This window comes from Enterobacter sp. NFIX58, from assembly GCF_900110475.1.
Lineage (GTDB): Bacteria > Pseudomonadota > Gammaproteobacteria > Enterobacterales > Enterobacteriaceae > Enterobacter > Enterobacter quasiroggenkampii.
The window spans coordinates 29,114-49,514 of sequence record NZ_FODW01000004.1 but is presented as its reverse complement, the minus strand read 5'-3'; the positions used below and the strand labels follow the sequence as shown (position 1 = coordinate 49,514).

The window sequence follows — 20,401 nt, the reverse complement described above, 5'->3', positions numbered from 1 at the left end:
TGTAGGCCGGGTAAGGCGAAGCCGCCACCCGGCACAACAGGCTACCCTCGCTGACGCACCGCTTCAAACAGGCAAATGCCCGTCGCAACAGACACGTTCAGGGAGGACACGCTGCCCGCCATCGGGATGCTGATCAGCTCGTCGCAGTGCTCGCGGGTCAGACGACGCATGCCTTCACCTTCCGCCCCCATCACCAGCGCCAGACGGCCGGTCATTTTGCTCTGGTACAGTGTATGATCCGCTTCACCGGCGGTACCGACGATCCAGATGTTCTCTTCCTGCAGTAGACGCATGGTGCGCGCCAGGTTGGTCACGCGGATCAGCGGAACGTTTTCCGCCGCGCCGCAGGCCACTTTCTTCGCCGTCGCGTTCAGCTGCGCGGAGCGATCTTTCGGCACGATCACCGCATGCACGCCCGCCGCATCCGCGCTGCGCAGACACGCGCCGAGGTTGTGCGGATCGGTAACGCCATCGAGGATCAGGAAGAATGGATTCTTCAGCTCAGCGATAAGATCCGGCAGATCGTTTTCCTGATACTGACGGCCTGGCTTCACGCGAGCAATAATGCCCTGGTGCACCGCCCCGTCACTTTTTTCATCCAGGAACTGGCGGTTCGCCAGCTGGATCACCACGCCCTGCGCTTCCAGAGCGTGGATCAGCGGCATCAGACGTTTATCTTCACGCCCTTTCAGAATAAACACTTCCTGAAAACGCTCCGGTGCGCGCTCGAGAAGGGCCTGCACCGCGTGGATGCCGTAAATCATTTCACTCATTGATGGTTCTCGTAATAAGTATTTCCCCTCTCCCGGTTGGGGAGAGGGTCAGGGTGAGGGGAGAATTTACTCCGCCTGCTTTTTCTTAGCCGCGCGCTTCGCTTTGGTGGCGGCCGCTATTTTCTGTGTCTTCGCGGAAGGTTTCTTCGCGGAACGGGCTTCTTTCTTCGCCGCCTTCGGCTTCTGTTTCTTCTCGCCGCGGAACGCGCTGTCCGGCTCGAAGTTTACCTTCTTGCCCGCCTGACGACGTTTACCGCCGCCCGGTTTACCGTTACCGCCTTTTTTCGCTTTCTCACGCTCGGTTTTGCCGACGTTACGCGGCGCACGCTCGCTGGAGATCAGGCTGAAGTCGATTTTACGGTCGTCCATATTCACGGCCTCAACCTTCACTTCCACGCGGTCGCCCAGACGATAGGTCTGGCCGCCAGATTCGCCGATCAGACGCTGGCCGACCTGGTCGAAGCGGTAGTAGTCGTTATCCAGGCTGGAGACGTGCACCAGACCGTCGATAAACAGCTCATCCAGACGAACGAAGAAGCCAAAGCCGGTCACGCTGGCAATCACACCTTTGAAGACATTGCCGACCTGGTCCAGCATAAAGTCACACTTCAGCCAGTCCGCCACGTCGCGGGTGGCTTCATCGGCACGGCGTTCGGTCATGGAGCAGTGCTGACCCAGTTGCAGCATCTCTTCCATCGAATAGTGGTAGCCACCGGTTTCAGTGGTGTTCCCTTTATGTCCCTGCTCCTGCGCCAGCAGATACTTGATCGCACGGTGCAAAGAGAGGTCAGGATAACGACGGATCGGCGACGTAAAGTGGGCGTAAGACTGCAGCGCCAGGCCGAAGTGACCGCGGTTCTCCGGATCGTAAATCGCCTGCTTCATTGAGCGCAGCAGCATCGTCTGCAGCATTTCTGCATCAGGACGATCGCTAATGGATTCCAGCAGCTCGGCGTAATCGCGCGGCTCTGGCTTGTTGCCGCCCGGCAGCTCCAGGCCCAGTTCGGCCAGCACGGAGCGGAACGCGGTGATGGCTTCCGTCGACGGTTTATCGTGAATACGGAACAGCGCCGGTTCTTTGGCTTTCTCAACGAAGCGTGCCGCCGAGATGTTCGCCAGAATCATACACTCTTCGATCAGCTTGTGCGCATCGTTACGCTGGGTCTGTTCGATACGCTCAATGCGGCGCTCAGCGTTGAAGATAAACTTCGCCTCTTCGCTCTCAAAGGAGATCCCGCCGCGCTCTTCGCGCGCCTGATCCAGCGTTTTGTAGAGGTTATGCAGCTCTTCGATGTGTTTGACCAGCGGCGCGTACTGTTCGCGCAGATCCTGGTCGCCCTGCAGCATATGCCAGACCTTGGTATAGGTCAGACGCGCATGCGAACTCATCACCGCTTCGTAGAACTTGTAGCCGGTTAAGCGCCCTTTGTTGGAGATGGTCATCTCGCACACCATACAGAGGCGGTCAACCTGCGGGTTCAGGGAGCACAGACCGTTAGAGAGCACTTCCGGCAGCATCGGTACAACCTGCGACGGGAAGTAGACCGAGGTACCGCGGCTGCGCGCTTCGTTATCCAGCGGGGTATGCGGACGAACATAGTAGCTTACGTCTGCAATCGCTACCCACAGACGCCAGCCGCCGCCGCGTTTTTTCTCGCAGTAGACAGCGTCATCGAAGTCACGGGCGTCTTCACCGTCGATCGTGACCAGCGGCAGGGAGCGGAGATCCACGCGGCCCACTTTGGATTCTTCCGGCACTTCTTCACGCAGGCTTTCGATCTGCTCTTCAACCGCTTTCGGCCAGATGTACGGAATTTCGTGGGTGCGCAGCGCCATATCAACGGCCATGCCGGTGCCCATATTATCGCCCAGCACTTCGACGATTTTACCTACCGCTTTGGTGCGACGGGTTGGGCGCTGGGTGAGTTCCACCACCACCACAAAGCCCATGCGGGCACCCATCACCTCTTCAGGTGGGATCAGGATGTCGAAGCTCAGACGGCTGTCGTCCGGCACCACGAACCCCACGCCCGCGTCGGTAAAGTAGCGGCCGACAATCTGGCTGGTTTTTGGCACCAGCACGCGCACGACACGCGCTTCGCGGCGGCCTTTACGGTCGGCACCCAGCGGCTGCGCCAGAATTTGGTCGCCGTGGATGCACATTTTCATCTGTTCAGATGAGAGATACAGATCGTCTTTACGGCCTTCCACGCGCAGGAAGCCGAAGCCATCGCGGTGACCAATGACGGTCCCTTTCAGCAGATCGAGGCGTTCTGGCAGCGCGTAGCACTGGCGGCGGGTAAAGACCAGTTGCCCGTCACGCTCCATCGCGCGCAGGCGGCGGCGAAGGGCTTCAATTTGCTCTTCACCTTCAATGTTTAATTCAACAGCAAGTTCTTCACGATTGGCGGGTTTTTCGCGTTTTGTTAAGTGTTCAATGATGAACTCGCGGCTGGGGATAGGATTCGCGTATTTTTCGGCTTCGCGTTCCTGGAAAGGATCGTGTGACATGTCGGTTCCTCCGTTGTCAGCTCCGGTGGAAATTTTCTTCATTCCACCAGCAATAATTTATAAAGCGGTTGATTCTCTTCAACCAAATCGGCCAGCGTGTAGTTATCCAGTTCCATGAGAAAACTTTGCACGGCCTTAGAAAGCGCCTGTTTCAGGCGGCAAGCGGGCGTGATGTGGCAGAACTCGCTGCTGCAGTTCACCAGAGAGAGCGGCTCCAGTTCACGTACCACATCGCCAACACGAATACTCTGTGCCGGTTTACCAAGACGGATCCCACCATTCTTCCCGCGGACGGCAGCAACGTATCCGGCACGACTAAGTTGATTGATTATTTTGACCATATGATTACGGGATACGCCGTAGACCTCTGTGACTTCAGAGATACTGGTCATTTTCCCATCGGGTAACGACGCCATGTAGATCAGCGCGCGTAAGCCGTAATCGGTGAAACTTGTTAACTGCACATCAACCTCAGGAAAAAGGGAAATCGCGGACAAACCGCAGAGATATTCATTAATGATGATAAACCAGCCAGATAGTTAGCGGCTAATTTATTTGACAGACGGGGCGAAAAAGCGGAGATCCAGGAGCGGTCGCCGGATGGCGCTACGCTTATCCGGCCTACGGGTCTCCCCGCAGGCCAGCAGTCACGAAGATTATGCGTCGAACGGGTCGCGCAGGATCATCGTTTCAGTACGATCCGGGCCGGTAGAAATAATATCGATCGGCACTTCGGTCAGTTCTTCAATACGCTTGATGTAATCCAGCGCCGCCTGCGGCAGGCCGCTACGCTCTTTCACACCGAAAGTGGTCTCAGACCAGCCCGGCATGGTTTCGTAGATTGGCTCAATGCCTTCCCAATCGTCAGCAGCCAGCGGAGTGGTGGTCACTTCGCGGCCATCTGGCATACGGTAGCCTACGCAGATTTTCACTTCTTTCAGGCCGTCCAGTACATCCAGCTTGGTCAGGCAGAAGCCAGACAGGGAGTTGATCTGCACTGCACGACGCACGGCAACCGCATCCAGCCAGCCGGTACGACGACGACGACCGGTGGTCGCGCCAAACTCGTTACCCTGCTTGCACAGGAACTCGCCGGTTTCATCAAACAGTTCGGTCGGGAATGGACCCGCACCCACGCGAGTGGAGTACGCTTTGATGATACCCAGAACGTAATCCACATAACGTGGACCCAGGCCAGAGCCGGTCGCCACGCCACCCGCGGTGGTGTTAGAGGAGGTTACGTACGGATAGGTACCGTGGTCGATGTCCAGCAGCGTACCCTGCGCACCTTCGAACATGACGAAATCGCCACGCTTGCGCGCCTGGTCCAGCAGATCGGATACATCAACAACCATACCGGTCAGAATGTCTGCAATCGCCATGACGTCATCCAGCACTTTCTGGTAGTCAACAGCGTCAGCTTTGTAGAAGTTCACCAGCTGGAAGTTGTGATATTCCATCACTTCTTTCAGCTTTTCAGCGAAGGTCGCTTTGTCGAAGAGATCGCCCACGCGCAGACCGCGACGTGCAACTTTATCTTCGTAAGCCGGGCCGATACCACGACCGGTGGTGCCGATCGCTTTCGCGCCACGCGCTTTTTCACGCGCAACGTCCAGCGCCACGTGATAATCCAGGATCAGCGGGCAGGCTTCGGAGAGCAGCAGACGCTCACGAACAGGGATACCACGGTCTTCCAGACCTTTCATCTCTTTCATCAGCGCCGCTGGAGACAGCACAACGCCGTTACCGATGATGCTGGTGACGTTTTCGCGAAGAATGCCTGATGGAATAAGATGGAGGACGGTTTTTTCACCGTTGATTACGAGAGTATGGCCTGCGTTGTGACCGCCCTGGTAGCGCACAACATATTTAGCCCGTTCAGTCAGAAGATCAACAATCTTCCCTTTACCTTCGTCACCCCATTGGGTGCCCAGTACGACGACGTTGTTACCCATTTTTTTCAAAATCACCGTTTGCTTAAAAATGGATTCTACCATCGCTTTTTCAGATATACAGCACTTTTTGACCTCAAAATACGCCAATTGCGCCTACTTTTTGATCAGCCAATCGTTTTCCTCAACATGTAGTAGATCACGATGCCCGCAACCACAAGACCGCCGCCAAAACGACGTAAAATATTATCCGGCAGTTGGCTCATGGTGGCGATCATTCGACGCCAGGCGCGTGGATAGAGCATCGGTCCCAGACCTTCCAGCACCAGGACCAGGGCCAGCGCGAGCCAGATCGTTGAATTCATTTTTGTTCCTTATAAAAGAAAACCACCGCTCCGTGGGGAGCGGTGGTTTGAATACTCAAACGAGCCTGAGTTTATCGCGTTGCGTTAGTCGGCGTCTTCATATAACGGAAGAAATCGCTGTCCGGGCTGAGCACCATCACATCCTGGTTGCTCTGGAAGCTATTCTCGTAAGCACGCAGGCTACGGATAAAGGCATAGAAGTCAGGATCCTGGCTGAAGGCATCAGCAAACAGTTTCGCGGCTTCCGCATCACCTTCACCGCGCAGGATACGGCCCTGGCGCTCAGATTCCGCCAGCGTCTTGGCCACTTCGTAGTCCGCAGCAGCACGCAGCTTCTCCGCCTCTTCCTGGCCCTGTGAACGGTGACGACGGGCGACCGCTTCACGCTCGGCGCGCATACGGTTGTAAATCGCCTCGGACACTTCCACCGGCAGGTTGATCTGCTTGATACGCACGTCCACCACTTCGATACCCAGCGCAGCCATACTGTTCGGGTTGATCACCGGCACTTTACCGTTGGTTTCTGCCTGAACGCGTTCAGCCGCTTTAGCAATTGCATCGTCAGCTGCTGGCGTTGAAACTTCATCTTCAGTGCCCGCGGTGCCGGAGTTCAGCGCATCGCGAACTTCCAGGGTCAGACGCCCACGGGAGTCGGTCACGATGTCTTTCACATCCAGACGACCAATCTCGGAACGAAGACGGTCAGAGAACTTACGTTTCAGCAGCACTTCCGCCTGAGAAACGTCACCGCCGCCCGTTGCCAGGAAGTAACGGCTGAAATCACTGATGCGCCATTTGATATAGGAATCAACGATCAGGTCTTTCTTCTCTTTGGTCACGAAACGGTCGGCCTGGTTATCCATGGTCTGGATACGCGCATCCAGCGTTTTCACAGACTGAATGAACGGCACCTTGAAGTGCAGGCCCGGTTCGTAAATGACCGGACGTTTGTCGCCATCACGCACGACGCTGCTGAACTGGAACTTGATCCCACGCTCGCCCTCTTTCACCACAAAGATCGAGGTATAAAGCACGACCAGTACGATGACGATGATCGCAATAACTGACTTACGCATCCTTATTCCCCCTGACGCTGGTAGTCGTTACGCTGCGCGTTAGCACGGCGTTGGTCCATAATGTCACCATCGTTCGAAGAAGGCGTTGTGTTCGTGCTGGCGCTGCCCGTTGAGGATGGCGGCAGACGCAGCAGGTTGTTCGCACCGCTGTTGTCTTTTGCTGCCGGAGCAGAACCGCCTTTCAGCATCTGATCCAGCGGCAGCACCATCAGGTTTCCGCCTTTACTGTCGTTAACCAACACTTTGCGGGTGTGGCTCAGCACTTTTTCCATGGTCTCGATATAGAGACGCTCACGGGTAATTTCCGGCGCCGCTTTATATTCAGGCAGGATCTTCGCAAAGCGAGCCACTTCACCCTGTGCTTCCAGGATGGTCTGGGTCTTATACGCACGCGCTTCTTCCAGAATACGCTGCGCCTGACCGTTAGCACGCGGCTGAACTTCGTTGGTGTAAGCTTCTGCTTCACGGATGTACTGCTGTTCGTTTTCTCGTGCAGCAATCGCATCGTCAAAGGCCGCTTTTACTTCTTCCGGCGGACGGGCAGCCTGGAAGTTGACGTCCAGCAGGGTAATACCCATGTTATACGGACGAATGGTCTCTTCCAGCTCACGCTGGGTATCGCTACGAATAACGGTACGACCTTCGGTCAGAATGCGGTCCATGGTGTATTTACCGATGACACCACGCAGGGCGCTGTCGGTCGCCTGACGCAGGCTGTCATCGGCGCTGGTCACGCTAAACAGATAACGCTCTGGATCGGTCACGCGGTACTGCACGTTCATCTCAACGCGCACGACGTTTTCGTCAGAGGTCAGCATCACGCCGGAGGCGGCCAGTTCACGGACGGATTCCACGTTGACCGCAGTCACGTCGTCAATGAAGGTCGGTTTCCAGTTCAGGCCCGGCTCAACCAGATGGCTGAACTTACCGAAGCGGGTCACCACACCGCGTTCCGCTTCTTTAATGGTGTAGAACCCGGTAGCAGCCCAGATGATTACCACTGCAGCGGCAACAATACCCACTACGCGGCCACCCATTTGCGGGCGCGGCCCCTGGGTGGAATTTCCACCTGAGCCAGAACCTTTACCTCCGCCAAGACCACCAAGCTTTTTGCTCAGCTTGCGGAAGATATCATCCAGATCCGGCGGCCCCTGCTCGCGACCACCTTTGTTGCCATTTCCCCCAGAGTTGCCGCCTTGATTATTGCTGCTTCCCCACGGGTCGCGGTCCTGTCCGTTATTACCGGGCTGATTCCACGCCATGTATATGCTCCATATTTGTTATGCAAGGGCGAATTATTCAGGCATCCCCTTTCTGATCAGACGATATAGTCGACCAGCGCAGGTTCTTGTTTACAGAGGCGACGCCAGTCAACGATCGGCATACGCACCTGCATCCCCACGCTGCCGTCATCCTCCATCCACTCTTTTTCTATCGCCTGAAGCTGATAAAACCGGCTGCGCAGCCTGCCTTCCTGTGGCGGCAGTCGCAGCGTGTGCTGAGCTACCTCACCGGAAAGACGTTCTGTCAAAGCCTGGAAAAGCAGTGGCACACCAATACCGGTCTGGGCAGAAAGCCAGACCCGAATCGGTTTGTTCTCTTCATCTCTGTCGATACGCGGTTCGAAATCGTCCAGCATATCGATCTTGTTCATGACCAACAGCGTGGGAATTTCGTGGGCGTCGATCTCTTCGAGCACCACGTTCACCGCGTCGATGTTCTCCTGCACGCGCACGTCTGCCGCATCAATCACGTGCAGCAGCAGCGTCGCCTGTCGCGTCTCCTGCAGGGTGGCCTTGAATGCCGCCACCAGGTCATGCGGCAGGTGACGGATAAACCCTACGGTATCCGCCAGCACCGTTTCACCGACGTCTGCGACGTCAATACGGCGCAGCGTAGGGTCCAGGGTCGCAAACAGCTGGTCTGCGGCATAAACCTGGGCCTCGGTTATCTGGTTAAACAGGGTGGATTTACCGGCGTTGGTATACCCCACCAGCGACACCGTCGGGATGTCGGCTTTGGTTCGTGCCCGACGCCCCTGCTCACGCTGTTTCTCAACCCTTTCCAGACGTGAGAGGATCTGGGTAATTCGGCCACGCAGCAAACGACGGTCGGTTTCGAGCTGGGTTTCACCCGGGCCGCGCAAACCAATCCCGCCTTTTTGTCTTTCAAGGTGGGTCCAGCCACGCACCAGACGCGTTGCCAGATGGCGCAGCTGCGCCAGTTCAACCTGCAGTTTCCCTTCGTGGGTACGTGCACGCTGAGCAAAAATGTCTAAAATCAATCCCGTGCGATCGATAACACGGCATTCGCAGAGAGCTTCCAGGTTGCGCTCCTGGGCTGGAGACAGCGCATGATCAAACAACACGACTGACGCGCCGGTTGCTTTTACGGCATCCGCAATTTCGACTGCTTTACCTTCACCAACAAAATACTTTGGGTGCGGCGCTTTACGGCTACCGGTAATCACCTGCATTGCTTCGACACCGGCGGAAGAGACCAGAGATTCAAACTCCTGGAGGTCTTCCATATCTTTGTCTTGCGAAAAATAGATGTGTACCAGCACCGCCTGCTCACCGGCATCATAACGGTCAAACAAGCGTAAACCTCTCTAAAAAGATCAGCGGGGAACGCAGGATCCCTGGCTCCCCGTGTGGATAACAGTGCGAAACCTTATTCGGTCTCGTCGCTGTCCTGCGCTGGCGTTGAAGAACCCTGCGCGTTGCTGCCATGATGGTAGTTACTACCTGTGCCGCCGCCAGCGTTATTGCTGTGATGAGATACCGGACGGGACGGAACAACAGTAGAAATAGCGTGCTTGTAGACCATCTGACTGACCGTGTTTTTCAACAGAATCACGAACTGATCGAAAGACTCAATCTGACCTTGCAGCTTAATACCATTCACCAAATAAATAGAAACTGGAACACGTTCCCGACGCAATGCGTTCAGGAACGGATCTTGTAAAGATTGCCCCTTAGCCATTCTATCTTTTCCTTATATGCTTGTTTTGTACTTAGAACCTTGCGATTCTGAAAAATTGCGCACGATACGTCTCAATTGTACACATTCAGTGAGCGATATCACCAACAACCTCAATCACGTCGTTTAACGCCTGTTGTGGTTTTTCACTGTCTAACCAGTGAACCCCTTCCCAACCGCGCAACCAGGTGATCTGGCGCTTCGCTAACTGTCTCGTGGCGCAAACACCTCGATAAACCATTTCATCGTATGAAATCTCACCTTCAAGATACGACCACATCTGGCGGTATCCCACACAACGAATGGAAGGCATGTCCGTATGCAAATCTCCACGGGCAAATAACGCCCGCACTTCTGCTTCAAAATCTGAAGCTAACATCTGATGAAAACGCTGCTCAATTCGCTGATGGAGCAGTTCACGGCTCGCCGGGGCGATGGCGAACTGATGCACCTGATACGGCAGAGCGTCTCCTGACGTTTGCGTCAGTTCCGTTAAAGTTTTACCCGAAATGAAAAAAACTTCCAGTGCCCGGGAAAGCCTTTGCGGATCATTTGGATGGATCCGTGCTGCGGCAACCGGATCAATCTCCGCCAGTTGCTGATGCAAAACGTCCCAACCCTGCTCTGCCGCCTGCTGCTCAATTTTCGCTCTTACTTCCGGGTCCGCGGATGGCAGAGGTGATAACCCCTCCAGCAGCGCCTTGAAGTAGAGCATGGTTCCGCCAACCAACAGCGGTATACGCCCCGCCGCCGTTATCTCGGCCATCTCGGCTAAGGCATCCCGGCGAAAATCCGCTGCGGAGTAAGCCTGAGCCGGGTCGAGTATATCCAGCAAACGGTGCGGTGCCGCACGCAGCTCTTCTGCGCCAGGCTTCGCCGTGCCGATGTCCATCCCCCGATAAATGAGGGCGGAGTCGACGCTAATCAACTCTACAGGCAAAACTTTACGCAACTCAATGGCGAGCGCCGTTTTGCCGGAGGCCGTTGGGCCCATTAAAAAAATTGCCTTAGGCAGGCTCGCCTTACTTACATCAATCATGTTTCAGGGCGTTCATCGCCGTTTGTAAATCAACAGGTTGTAATAATCCACCCGGCGGCGTTTTCACCAGATGCGGACAGAGGCGTTCCACCTCCGCCAGCACGCTAATGGCCTGTGCCATGCTCCACGGTGTGTGTTCGCTTGCCAGATGACGGGCGATCCACTGCGCGGTGTTAGCGGCATCAAACGCTGTTTGCTGCGCCAGGTAGCCTATCAGTTCAGGAATCAAGTTTTGTAAATTTTGTTGGCGTAAGGGTAAAGGCACTGCACGAATTGTCACATGTTGCGGTTCGAGCACAGTTTCAATCCCCATCTGCGCCAGCTGCGCCTCAGCGCGCAGCAATACCCTTGTTTCATCAGGGGATATTTTCAGGCGAACCGGAATTAACAGCGGCTGCGCACAGGCGGCATTTTCGCCCGGCGTGAGCTGCACCTGTTTGAGCCAGCGTTCGGCCACCGGCAGTGCCAGAAGCATCAATTTACCGTCACGCTCCAGCAGCGCCATATCCGGCGCGATGATCGTCAGCACACGACCAAAACTCTGGCTGTGACCGTCCAGAGAAGGCTGAGGCGCCGGAATGGATGTTTTACGCTCCACGGCCGGCGTTTCCAGCAGTTTGCGGTACAACGCGCCCTGCTGCTTTTGATAGCCAGGCTGGACATTCGGGTAATTGGCACCCGTTGGACGCGGTGCGCCCCCGGCGGAGGAAAAGCGCGGCGCTTCCGATTCACGCGCGACGGCGGGCTCCGCAAAATGGTTGCGGCCCGCCGCGACGCGGTTTTCCGGGATTGGGCGTGGTGCCGGTTCTGCGTGTTCCAGCGGCAACGACGTTTCAACCTGCTGCTGCAGCACGCTCAGCACGCCCTGATAGATAAAATCATGCACCAGTCGCGACTGGTGGAACCGCACTTCGTGCTTGGCAGGATGGACGTTCACATCCACCTGATGCGGGTCGATGTCCAGATAAAGCACGAAAGCAGGCTGCTGATCGGCCCCGAGCTTGTCTTCACAGGCCTGGCGAATGGCGTGATTGATGAGACGGTCGCGCATCATGCGGCCGTTGACGTAGCAATACTGGATCTCCGCAAACGCAGCGCTGCTCGCATTCGGATCGGCTACCCAGCCGCGCAGCGCCAGATCGCCGTGCTGCCACTCAATGGCCAGCGCCTGTTCCAGAAACGGGGTCCCGCAAATGGCGCCCAGCCGTCGCTCTTTCTGTCCACCTTCCGCCACCGCGCGATACTGGCGCATCACCTTGCCGTTGTGGCTGAGGTTGATGGTGACATCGAAACGCGCCAGCGCGATACGGCGGATGATCTCGTCGATGTGTCCGAATTCGGTCTTCTCGGTACGCATGAACTTGCGTCGGGCGGGGGTGTTGTAGAAGAGATCTAATACTTCAAGCGTCGTGCCGACAGGGTGCGCCGCGGGTTTGACCGTTACATCCATATCGCGCCCTTCGGCGTACGCCTGCCAGGCTTCCTGCTGTTCGGCGGTACGGGAGGTCAGCGTTAAGCGCGAAACCGAGCTGATACTGGCCAGCGCTTCACCGCGAAAGCCGAGGCTAATAATCGCCTCCAGGTCATCCAGAGAAGCAATTTTACTGGTGGCGTGACGGGCCAGCGCCAGCGCCAGCTCCTCTTTTTTTATGCCACAGCCGTTATCACGAATGCGGATAAGCTTCGCGCCACCGCGCTCGATATCAATATCAATACGGGTCGCGCCCGCATCAAGGCTGTTTTCCACCAGCTCCTTCACGACCGACGCAGGACGTTCCACCACCTCACCGGCGGCGATTTGGTTCGCAAGCTGCGGCGGCAGAACCTGAATCGGCATGAATTCTCCTTAGTTGGTCGCGGTCATCTCACCCGGCAGCGCTGCGCTGGCCGTCTGGCCTGCGCCACTCTGTGGCGCAGACTGCAGCGGATGGGCATCAAAGTATTTACGCAGACCGTTATAAATCGCTTCGGCAATTTGCTGCTGATAGCTGTCGCTTCCCAGCAGACGCTCTTCACCGTTGTTACTGATAAAGCCCGTCTCTACAAGGATGGACGGGATATCTGGCGAGCGCAGAACGCCGAGGCTGGCATGTTCAGGACGACGCTTATGCAGCACGCCAATACTTTGCAGCTGGTTCAATACGTTAGTGGCGACATCATACCCGACGCGCTGAGAATGACCGAATTGTAAATCCAGCACCGCCTGGCTGAGATACGGGTCTGACTGGCTGTTTGCCAGCACATCGCCCGCGCCGCCTAACAGTTCAGACTGCTTCTCATGCTCTTCCAGCCAGTTGGCCATTTCGCTGTTGGCGCGACGGTTCGAGAGTACCCATACCGAGGCGCCGGTCGCGTTACGGTTTGGCGCAGCATCCGCGTGGATGGAGACCAGGAAGTTCGCATTCTGCTTACGTGCAACGTCCGAACGCCCCATCACCGAAATGAAGTAATCCCCGTCGCGGGTCAACACGCCTTTGAACATAGGGTCGTCGTTGAGCAGCGCACGCAGCTTACGGGCAATGGCGATGGTGACATTTTTCTCTTGCGTCCCCCCCGGGCCAATCGCACCCGGATCCTGTCCACCGTGACCCGCATCAATGGCGATAATCACTTTGTCACCGCTGGCCGCTGCACGGCGCGCACTCGCTGCCGGACGCGTTACCGTATTGCTGCTGGTTGCCGCAGTGATGCGATCGTTCTGCGATTTAAACGGATTACGCGCAGGTTCAGCAGGACGCGGCGTATACACCGGTTCTTCGACGCGTTTCGCAACGACCGGCGGCGGTGGAGGCGGTGGCGGGACATCGGCATTGATGGTAAAGACCACCGTATAGTTCGCCCCGTTTTGCTGCTTCACCGCCTTCGTTTTGCCCTTTTCGGTCAGATCGACCACCAGGCGTAACGACTGGCTATCCTGCGGCGTACCCGAACGGATACTTTTCACCAGGTTGTTGCCGCTGAACTGCAGCGGAAGTCCCTGGATCACGCCTGTCTGTTTGATATCCAGCGCCACGCTGTGGCTGTCTGGCTGTGAAAACGCATACTCAGGATCGCCCATAAAGCTGAACGTGATCCGTGCCTGGCTTTCGCCGTTTGAGACCTGAATATCTGAGAGGTTTGCCGCCCCGGCCTGCGCGCACAGCAGCACGGTGGCAGCCAACAACCAACCTTTAACGCGATTTATCATCCCGTCATCCCTACGCTTAACCGGCCAGTCGCGCCAGTAAGGAACTGCCTGATGAGGAAACAGCACTGATGCGTGCCTCACGCCCTTGTGTCTGGTAATCTAAGTGAATTTCGACATCCGGGTCAGGCAGCACACCCGCACCTTGTTGCGGCCACTCCACCAGGCAGATGGCATCATTGGCAAAATAATCACGGATCCCCATAAATTCCAGCTCCTCAGGATCCGCAAGGCGGTATAAATCGAAGTGGTACACCATGAGATTTTCAAGGGTGTACGGTTCTACCAGCGTGTAGGTTGGGCTTTTCACATTCCCGTTATGCCCTAACGCCTGTAAAAAACCCCGGCTGAAGGTGGTTTTACCCGCACCTAAATCACCATACAGATAAATGACGGTTGCCCCCTGACAGGCCTGCGCCACGCGCTTGCCGAGTTCTAAAGTGGCTTGTTCATCAGGTAAAGGAATCGCTCGATTAGTCATTTTCTACGTCAATCACATCCGGGTTAACAACACGCCGCAGCGTGCAAAAGAGATCGGTGGCCAGCATACCGCGTGTACCGTAACGCGCAGCCAGTTTATCCGCCGCAACGCCGTGAGCCACGCAGCCCGCGCAGGCTGCATCATAAAGGGGAAGTTTCTGTCCAAGCAATGCGCCGATGATGCCGGAAAGCACATCGCCCATGCCGCCGCTCGCCATGCCCGCATTTCCGGCATCAATAATCCCCTGCGTCTCGTCACAGGCGACAACGGTTCCTGCCCCTTTTAAAACAGCAACACCTCCGTAACGTTTTACCAGACGCTGAGCAGAAAGTAAGCGATCGCTTTCAATTTCTGCCACGCTGCAGTTAAGCAGCCGCGCGGCTTCGCCGGGGTGTGGCGTCAGAATGCGATTGTGACGCTTATCCGGGTTTATTGCCAGAAGGTTAAGCGCGTCGGCATCCCACAGCATCGGTTTGCGAAAATTCTCGACCTTTTGCAGGGCCTGTTTACCCCACGCCTGCTGTCCAAGCCCGGGACCGATCACCACCACGTCCGCCCATTCCAGGCTTTCCTCCAGCGTCTGAAGCGTAAGCTCATGGACCATCAGCTCCGGTCGGGCGGTGATGATTGGCGCAATATTCTCAATGCGAGTGAGCACTCGCACTAATCCGGCGCCGCTGCGCAAAGCCGCTTCACCGGTCATGCGAATCGCACCTGCCGTACCGTGGTCGCCGCCCACAATGACCAGCCTGCCGTGATCGCCCTTATGGGACGTCGGCCGGCGCGGCGGGAGCCATGCAGCAAGCTGCGATGCATCAAAACGCGCGATGCGCATGTCCTGCCCGGCGAGCCAGCTCTCCAGTCCCAGCGCACGGTGGTGCAGCACGCCGACGACATCCCGCGCTTTGCCGGTCAGTAACCCCGGCTTGAGGGCGATGAAGGTCACCGTATGTGCCGCCTGAATCACCGCCCCCCGCGTCGCGCCGGTTTGTGCCATCAGGCCAGAGGGAATATCCAGGGCGACTACCGGGGCGGAATGTCTGTTAGCGTGTTCAATGAGTGCGGCAACGTTTTCGCGCGGCGCACTGCGCAGCCCGGTGCCCAGCAGCCCGTCAACAATCAGATCAACACCCTCTGGCCAGACGATATCAGGCGCATGAATCACACCGCCTGCGTTCAGCCATGCCTCCCGCGCCGCGCTGGCCTCTTCCGGCAGCGGTTTATCACTTTCGAGAGCCAGCAAGGTCACGCGGAGACCCGCAGCCACCGCGAGACGGGCAACGACGTAGCCATCACCGCCGTTGTTGCCGTGCCCGCACAGAATCAGCCAGTGAGCCGCCTGCGGAAAGGCGCTTCGGGCAACGTCAAACGCCGCCTCACCCGCGCGCAGCATCAGTTCATACAGGGTAATCCCGAGGCTGTCTGCAGCCTCTTTTTCGGCGCGCCGGAGGTCATCCGCATGCCAGATGGAATGTGGTATACTTGCGGGGTTTTTCTTCACCGTATGGTCCGTCATGTCACAGCCCCTCGATCTCAATGAATTAGCGCAAAAAATAAAACAGTGGGGTGCTGAGCTTGGCTTCCAGAAGGTGGGCATTACCGATACCGACCTTTCCGCCAGCGAGCCGAAACTGCAGGCCTGGCTGGATAAACAATACCACGGCGAAATGGAGTGGATGGCGCGTCATGGCATGATGCGCGCCCGTCCACACGAGCTTTTGCCGGGCACATTACGCGTCATCAGCGTGCGCATGAATTATCTGCCCGCCAACGCGGCCTTTGCGCGCACGCTAAAAGACCCCTCGCTGGGTTACGTTAGCCGGTACGCCCTGGGACGTGATTACCATAAGCTTCTGCGTAACCGTTTAAAAAAACTCGGGGAAACTATTCAGCAGCACTGTGTTTCGCTGAATTTTAGACCCTTTGTCGATTCCGCGCCTATTCTTGAGCGTCCGATCGCCGAAAAAGCCGGGCTTGGCTGGACAGGTAAGCACTCACTTATCCTTAGCCGCGACGCCGGATCGTTCTTCTTCCTCGGTGAACTGCTGATCGATTTACCGCTGCCGGTAGACGGCCCGGTAGAGGAAGGCTGTGGCCGCTGCGTGGCCTGTATGACCATCTGCCCTACCGGCGCCATCGTTGAGCCCTACACCGTTGATGCGCGCCGCTGTATCTCCTACCTGACTATCGAACTGGAAGGGGCCATTCCAGAGGAATTTCGACCGCTTATCGGCAACCGCATCTACGGCTGCGATGATTGCCAGCTCATCTGCCCATGGAACCGCTATTCGCAGCTTACTGACGAAGAGGATTTCAACCCGCGTAAGGCGCTCCATGCCCCGCCGCTCATTGAGCTGTTCGCCTGGTCCGAGGCCTGGTTCCTGAAAGTGACGGAGGGTTCGGCTATTCGCCGTATCGGCCATCTGCGCTGGCTGAGAAATATCGCCGTCGCGCTGGGGAATGCCCCGTGGGATGAAGCCAACATTCGGGCGCTTGAAAGCCGTCGAGGTGAGCACCCACTTCTTGATGAACACATAGAATGGGCGATTGCGCAGCAGATAGAGAAGCGTAATGCCTGCGTGGTCGAGGTGCAGCTACCGAAGAAACAGCGTCTGGTGAGGGTGATTGAGAAAGGGCTTCCGCGGGATGCCTGAACTATTCACAGCCTGTGAATAAAATTACAAACTCAAGCGCCATCTGGGCTGGAGATGAGGTCAAGTGATCTCAATAACATTTTGAAATCAAATTTTATACTGCAAATACAGTGCGTTATGAAGATATTATTCACCCTGCTAAGTTTTAACCCTGTTTCGGTTAAGCGCAGTTTCTGTGGATAACTCTGTTCACAAGAGTATTTCAGAGACAATAGAAAACGCCCCCAGCGACGCTTTTCGCTGTGGATATTTTAGAGATGAAGAAGAATTTGGAGCGGGAAACGAGACTCGAACTCGCGACCCCGACCTTGGCAAGGTCGTGCTCTACCAACTGAGCTATTCCCGCTTGGGTGGTCTGTGCTGTGGAAGCACTTTCAAATTTTGGAGCGGGAAACGAGACTCGAACTCGCGACCCCGACCTTGGCAAGGTCGTGCTCTACCAACTGAGCTATTCCCGCAAATCTGCACTGCTTTTGTTGCTGTCGTAACGTGTAATTCTCTGTCGTTACGGGAGGCGCATTATACGAGAAATCCTTTTAGCTGCAACCCCCCTTAAAGCGATTTTTTCGAAATTCAGTTCAAATGCTTATTTAATCGGCAAGCTGAACAATTTAACGACAAAAACCCGGCCACGCAAGGCGCCGGATCTCAAAATCACAGCTTAATAAAGTTTTCGCGGTAGTAGGAAAGCTCCGCCACGGACTCACGGATATCGTCCATCGCCTGATGCGTCCCCTGCTTTTTAAAGCCGTCGAGGATTTCAGGCTTCCAGCGACGCGCCAGCTCTTTCAACGTGCTGACATCCAGATAGCGGTAGTGGAAGTAAGACTCCAGCTCCGGCATGTACTTAAACAGGAAACGACGATCCTGACCGATACTATTCCCACAGATAGGCGATTTGCCCGCCGGAACCCACTTTTTCAGGAACTCAAGCGTCGCCAGCTCCGCCTCACGGTCACCCATGGTGCTCGCCTTCACGCGCTCCACCAGACCACTGCCGGTGTGGGTACGCACGTTCCACTCATCCATCAACGCCAGCTGATCATCGGACTGATGCACCGCTATCGTTGGCCCTTCCGCCAGGATATTCAGATTGGCGTCCGTCACCAGGGTTGCAATTTCAATGATGCGATCGCGCTCGGGATCCAGCCCGGTCATTTCGAGATCGATCCAAATCAGGTTGTTTTCATCCGCGCTCATGTTATTTTCCACCCTTCTCGCATAACCGGCAGTAGCAGGTTAACTAGTATTAATTAGAGTGTATCATAGAGGTTTTGCCCCCTACGGGCGACCAGGAGCCAGTGCGATTGAGTAAAAATAAACTCTCCAAAGGGCAGCAGCGCCGCGTGAATGCCAATCACCAGCGCCGTCTTAAAACCACTGCGGAGAAGGTCGATTACGACGACAACCTGTTTGGCGACCCAACGGAAGGCGTAGTCATCAGCCGTTTCGGTATGCACGCTGACGTGGAATCCGCCGATGGTGCGATTCACCGCTGCAACATCCGCCGGACCATTCGTTCTCTGGTGACCGGCGACCGCGTCGTCTGGCGGCCGGGGAAAGAGGCGGCGGAAGGCGTGACGGTAAAAGGTATCGTTGAAGCGGTCCATGAGCGCACGTCTGTGTTAACCCGTCCCGATTTCTACGACGGGGTCAAACCGATTGCCGCCAATATTAACCAGATTGTTATCGTATCGGCGATTTTGCCCGAACTGTCGCTCAATATTATCGACCGATACCTCGTCGCCTGCGAAACGCTGCAGGTTGAGCCGATTATCGTGCTGAACAAAATCGATCTGCTGGACGACGACGGAATGGCCTTCGTCAATGAGCAGATGGATATCTATCGCAAGATTGGCTACCGCGTCCTGATGGTCTCCAGCTACACCAAAGATGGTCTGAAACCGCTGGAAGAGGCGCTTACCGATCGCATCAGCATCTTTGCGGGCCAGTCCGGCGTGGGCAAATCGAGCCTGCTGAACAACCTGCTTGGTCTGCAACAAGAGATCCTCACCAACGATGTCTCTGATGTCTCGGGCCTGGGCCAGCACACCACCACCGCGTCACGCCTGTATCACTTCCCGCACGGGGGCGATGTCATCGACTCCCCGGGCGTGCGAGAGTTCGGTTTATGGCACCTGGAGCCGGAACAAATCTTTAACGGATTTGTCGAATTCCATGATTATTTAGGCGCTTGCAAGTACCGCGACTGTAAACACGATAACGACCCAGGCTGCGCTATCCGTGAAGCGGTTGAGAAAGGCGAAATTGCGGAGACCCGCTTCGAGAATTACCACCGTATTCTTGAGAGCATGGATCAGGTAAAAACGCGTAAAAACTTTTCTGATTCTGATAACTGACAACTAAGCTAAGCATCGCTAAAATCGTCCCCTTTTTTCAGGTTCCGGCGGCTTAACGCCGGATCAGGAACGACAAAACAATGGCCTGGAGGCTACCTTGTTAAACGCATTTAAACTTTCGCTTCAATACATTCTGCCAAAACTGTGGCTCACTCGCCTGGCGGGCTGGGGCGCGAGCAAACGCGCAGGCTGGCTGACCAAACTGGTCATCGACCTTTTCGTAAAATATTACAAGGTCGATATGAAAGAGGCGCAGAAGCCGGATACCGCCAGCTACCGCACCTTCAACGAATTCTTCGTGCGCCCGCTGCGTGACGACGTGCGCCCGGTGAACACCGACCCTAACGTCCTGGTGATGCCGGCAGACGGCGTGATCAGCCAGTTGGGTAACATCGAAGACGACAAAATTCTGCAGGCGAAGGGCCATAACTACAGCCTGGAAGCGCTGCTGGCGGGTAACTACCTGATGGCGGATCTGTTCCGCAACGGTACCTTTGCCACCACCTATCTGTCACCGCGCGACTACCACCGCGTGCACATGCCGTGTAACGGTATCCTGCGTGAAATGATTTACGTCCCGGGCGATCTGTTCTCCGTGAACCACCTCACCGCGCAGAACGTGCCAAACCTGTTTGCCCGTAACGAGCGCGTCATCTGCCTGTTTGATACTGAATTCGGCCCTATGGCACAGATTCTGGTCGGTGCGACCATCGTCGGCAGCATCGAAACCGTCTGGGCTGGCACCATTACCCCACCGCGCGAAGGCGTGATCAAACGCTGGACCTGGCCTGCCGGTGAAGCGGAAGGCTCTGTGGCCCTGCTGAAAGGCCAGGAGATGGGTCGCTTTAAGCTGGGCTCCACCGTGATCAACCTGTTTGCGCCGGGCAAAGTGAAGCTGGCTGAACAGCTTGAAAGCCTGTCGGTGACAAAGCTGGGCCAGCCGCTGGCGGTCTCTACTGAAACCTTCGTGACGCCAGAGGCAGAACCGGCTCCGCTGTCACAAGAAGAGCTCCAGGCCGAGCACGACGCCAGCCCGCTGGTTGACGACAAAAAAGACGAAGGCTAACAACAGAAGGATCGCTGA

At 56.2% G+C, this 20,401-nt stretch carries 18 protein-coding genes and 2 tRNA genes; 3 read left to right on the top strand and 17 right to left on the bottom strand.

What is annotated here, in order from left to right; genetic code table 11:
• Positions 1 to 41: 41 nt before the first annotated feature.
• The 14 genes from rlmB to nnr form a co-directional block, all read right to left on the bottom strand.
• Positions 42 to 773 (bottom strand): 23S rRNA (guanosine(2251)-2'-O)-methyltransferase RlmB, encoded by a 732-nt coding sequence (gene rlmB / locus BMW97_RS16590; RefSeq protein ID WP_045907967.1) that lies wholly within the window; start codon positions 771 to 773, stop codon positions 42 to 44.
• A gap of 66 nt (positions 774 to 839) precedes the next feature.
• Positions 840 to 3,284 carry a ribonuclease R gene (gene rnr / locus BMW97_RS16585; protein ID WP_045907966.1) on the bottom strand — a complete coding sequence of 815 codons (2,445 nt, stop codon included), beginning with the start codon at positions 3,282 to 3,284 and terminating at the stop codon, positions 840 to 842.
• A gap of 38 nt (positions 3,285 to 3,322) precedes the next feature.
• Positions 3,323 to 3,748 (bottom strand): nitric oxide-sensing transcriptional repressor NsrR, encoded by a 426-nt coding sequence (gene nsrR, locus BMW97_RS16580; RefSeq protein WP_010427492.1) that lies wholly within the window; start codon positions 3,746 to 3,748, stop codon positions 3,323 to 3,325.
• A 192-nt stretch (positions 3,749 to 3,940) separates the two neighbouring features.
• Positions 3,941 to 5,239 carry an adenylosuccinate synthase gene (locus tag BMW97_RS16575; protein WP_006178975.1) on the bottom strand — a complete coding sequence of 433 codons (1,299 nt, stop codon included), beginning with the start codon at positions 5,237 to 5,239 and terminating at the stop codon, positions 3,941 to 3,943.
• A 104-nt stretch (positions 5,240 to 5,343) separates the two neighbouring features.
• Entirely contained in the window at positions 5,344 to 5,541 is a 198-nt protein-coding gene (locus BMW97_RS16570) for a DUF2065 domain-containing protein (protein WP_003855996.1), read from the bottom strand.
• Between the two features lie 71 nt (positions 5,542 to 5,612).
• Positions 5,613 to 6,617: a protease modulator HflC gene (gene hflC / locus BMW97_RS16565; RefSeq protein WP_008502916.1), complete on the bottom strand. Its 1,005-nt coding sequence runs from the start codon at positions 6,615 to 6,617 to the stop codon at positions 5,613 to 5,615.
• Between the two features lie 2 nt (positions 6,618 to 6,619).
• Positions 6,620 to 7,879 carry an FtsH protease activity modulator HflK gene (hflK, locus tag BMW97_RS16560; protein WP_045907965.1) on the bottom strand — a complete coding sequence of 420 codons (1,260 nt, stop codon included), beginning with the start codon at positions 7,877 to 7,879 and terminating at the stop codon, positions 6,620 to 6,622.
• Between the two features lie 56 nt (positions 7,880 to 7,935).
• Positions 7,936 to 9,216 carry a ribosome rescue GTPase HflX gene (gene hflX, locus BMW97_RS16555; RefSeq protein WP_023310136.1) on the bottom strand — a complete coding sequence of 427 codons (1,281 nt, stop codon included), beginning with the start codon at positions 9,214 to 9,216 and terminating at the stop codon, positions 7,936 to 7,938.
• Positions 9,217 to 9,290: 74 nt separating this feature from the next.
• Positions 9,291 to 9,602, bottom strand: a complete 312-nt coding sequence (gene hfq / locus BMW97_RS16550) for an RNA chaperone Hfq (RefSeq protein ID WP_008502919.1) — start codon at positions 9,600 to 9,602, stop codon at positions 9,291 to 9,293.
• 85 nt (positions 9,603 to 9,687) lie between these two features.
• On the bottom strand, positions 9,688 to 10,638 hold the full coding sequence (miaA, locus tag BMW97_RS16545; RefSeq protein WP_045907964.1) for a tRNA (adenosine(37)-N6)-dimethylallyltransferase MiaA: 951 nt from the start codon (positions 10,636 to 10,638) through the stop codon (positions 9,688 to 9,690).
• Positions 10,631 to 12,475 carry a DNA mismatch repair endonuclease MutL gene (gene mutL / locus BMW97_RS16540; RefSeq protein WP_045907963.1) on the bottom strand — a complete coding sequence of 615 codons (1,845 nt, stop codon included), beginning with the start codon at positions 12,473 to 12,475 and terminating at the stop codon, positions 10,631 to 10,633. Before mutL ends, miaA begins: the two co-directional genes overlap by 8 nt.
• A gap of 9 nt (positions 12,476 to 12,484) precedes the next feature.
• Positions 12,485 to 13,825 (bottom strand): N-acetylmuramoyl-L-alanine amidase AmiB, encoded by a 1,341-nt coding sequence (amiB, locus tag BMW97_RS16535; RefSeq protein ID WP_045907962.1) that lies wholly within the window; start codon positions 13,823 to 13,825, stop codon positions 12,485 to 12,487.
• 16 nt (positions 13,826 to 13,841) lie between these two features.
• Positions 13,842 to 14,303 (bottom strand): tRNA (adenosine(37)-N6)-threonylcarbamoyltransferase complex ATPase subunit type 1 TsaE, encoded by a 462-nt coding sequence (gene tsaE, locus BMW97_RS16530; RefSeq protein ID WP_045907961.1) that lies wholly within the window; start codon positions 14,301 to 14,303, stop codon positions 13,842 to 13,844.
• Positions 14,296 to 15,819, bottom strand: coding sequence for a bifunctional ADP-dependent NAD(P)H-hydrate dehydratase/NAD(P)H-hydrate epimerase (gene nnr, locus BMW97_RS16525; RefSeq protein WP_045907960.1), 1,524 nt, complete (start codon positions 15,817 to 15,819; stop codon positions 14,296 to 14,298). The genes tsaE and nnr overlap by 8 nt, the downstream gene beginning before the upstream one ends.
• On the opposite strand from nnr, the gene queG reads away from it, so the two are divergent.
• A complete protein-coding gene (gene queG / locus BMW97_RS16520) occupies positions 15,818 to 16,957 on the top strand; it encodes a tRNA epoxyqueuosine(34) reductase QueG (protein WP_045907959.1) in 1,140 nt (379 codons plus the stop codon). The genes nnr and queG overlap by 2 nt on opposite strands.
• A 270-nt stretch (positions 16,958 to 17,227) precedes the next feature.
• On the opposite strand, the gene BMW97_RS16515 is transcribed toward queG, so the two are convergent.
• From BMW97_RS16515 to orn, 3 genes are all read right to left on the bottom strand, one after another.
• Positions 17,228 to 17,303 (bottom strand) — tRNA-Gly (locus tag BMW97_RS16515).
• A 36-nt stretch (positions 17,304 to 17,339) separates the two neighbouring features.
• A tRNA-Gly gene (locus tag BMW97_RS16510) sits at positions 17,340 to 17,415 on the bottom strand.
• A gap of 196 nt (positions 17,416 to 17,611) precedes the next feature.
• Positions 17,612 to 18,157 carry an oligoribonuclease gene (gene orn / locus BMW97_RS16505; protein ID WP_045909541.1) on the bottom strand — a complete coding sequence of 182 codons (546 nt, stop codon included), beginning with the start codon at positions 18,155 to 18,157 and terminating at the stop codon, positions 17,612 to 17,614.
• Between the two features lie 107 nt (positions 18,158 to 18,264).
• Between orn and rsgA the strand changes: the two genes are divergently transcribed.
• Together rsgA and asd are read left to right on the top strand one after the other, a co-directional pair.
• Positions 18,265 to 19,317 carry a small ribosomal subunit biogenesis GTPase RsgA gene (gene rsgA, locus BMW97_RS16500; protein WP_008502927.1) on the top strand — a complete coding sequence of 351 codons (1,053 nt, stop codon included), beginning with the start codon at positions 18,265 to 18,267 and terminating at the stop codon, positions 19,315 to 19,317.
• 97 nt (positions 19,318 to 19,414) lie between these two features.
• Positions 19,415 to 20,383 (top strand): archaetidylserine decarboxylase, encoded by a 969-nt coding sequence (asd, locus tag BMW97_RS16495; RefSeq protein ID WP_045909542.1) that lies wholly within the window; start codon positions 19,415 to 19,417, stop codon positions 20,381 to 20,383.
• Positions 20,384 to 20,401 lie beyond the last annotated feature (18 nt).

Coding starts and splice junctions, on each gene's coding strand:
- rlmB (WP_045907967.1), bottom strand. CDS start 773: ATGAGTGAAATGATTTACGGCATCCACGCGGTGCAGGCCCTTCTCGAG.
- rnr (WP_045907966.1), bottom strand. CDS start 3,284: ATGTCACACGATCCTTTCCAGGAACGCGAAGCCGAAAAATACGCGAAT.
- BMW97_RS16575 (WP_006178975.1), bottom strand. CDS start 5,239: ATGGGTAACAACGTCGTCGTACTGGGCACCCAATGGGGTGACGAAGGT.
- BMW97_RS16570 (WP_003855996.1), bottom strand. CDS start 5,541: ATGAATTCAACGATCTGGCTCGCGCTGGCCCTGGTCCTGGTGCTGGAA.
- hflC (WP_008502916.1), bottom strand. CDS start 6,617: ATGCGTAAGTCAGTTATTGCGATCATCGTCATCGTACTGGTCGTGCTT.
- hflK (WP_045907965.1), bottom strand. CDS start 7,879: ATGGCGTGGAATCAGCCCGGTAATAACGGACAGGACCGCGACCCGTGG.
- hfq (WP_008502919.1), bottom strand. CDS start 9,602: ATGGCTAAGGGGCAATCTTTACAAGATCCGTTCCTGAACGCATTGCGT.
- miaA (WP_045907964.1), bottom strand. CDS start 10,638: ATGATTGATGTAAGTAAGGCGAGCCTGCCTAAGGCAATTTTTTTAATG.
- mutL (WP_045907963.1), bottom strand. CDS start 12,475: ATGCCGATTCAGGTTCTGCCGCCGCAGCTTGCGAACCAAATCGCCGCC.
- amiB (WP_045907962.1), bottom strand. CDS start 13,825: ATGATAAATCGCGTTAAAGGTTGGTTGTTGGCTGCCACCGTGCTGCTG.
- tsaE (WP_045907961.1), bottom strand. CDS start 14,303: ATGACTAATCGAGCGATTCCTTTACCTGATGAACAAGCCACTTTAGAA.
- queG (WP_045907959.1), top strand. CDS start 15,818: ATGTCACAGCCCCTCGATCTCAATGAATTAGCGCAAAAAATAAAACAG.
- nnr (WP_045907960.1), bottom strand. CDS start 15,819: ATGACGGACCATACGGTGAAGAAAAACCCCGCAAGTATACCACATTCC.
- orn (WP_045909541.1), bottom strand. CDS start 18,157: ATGAGCGCGGATGAAAACAACCTGATTTGGATCGATCTCGAAATGACC.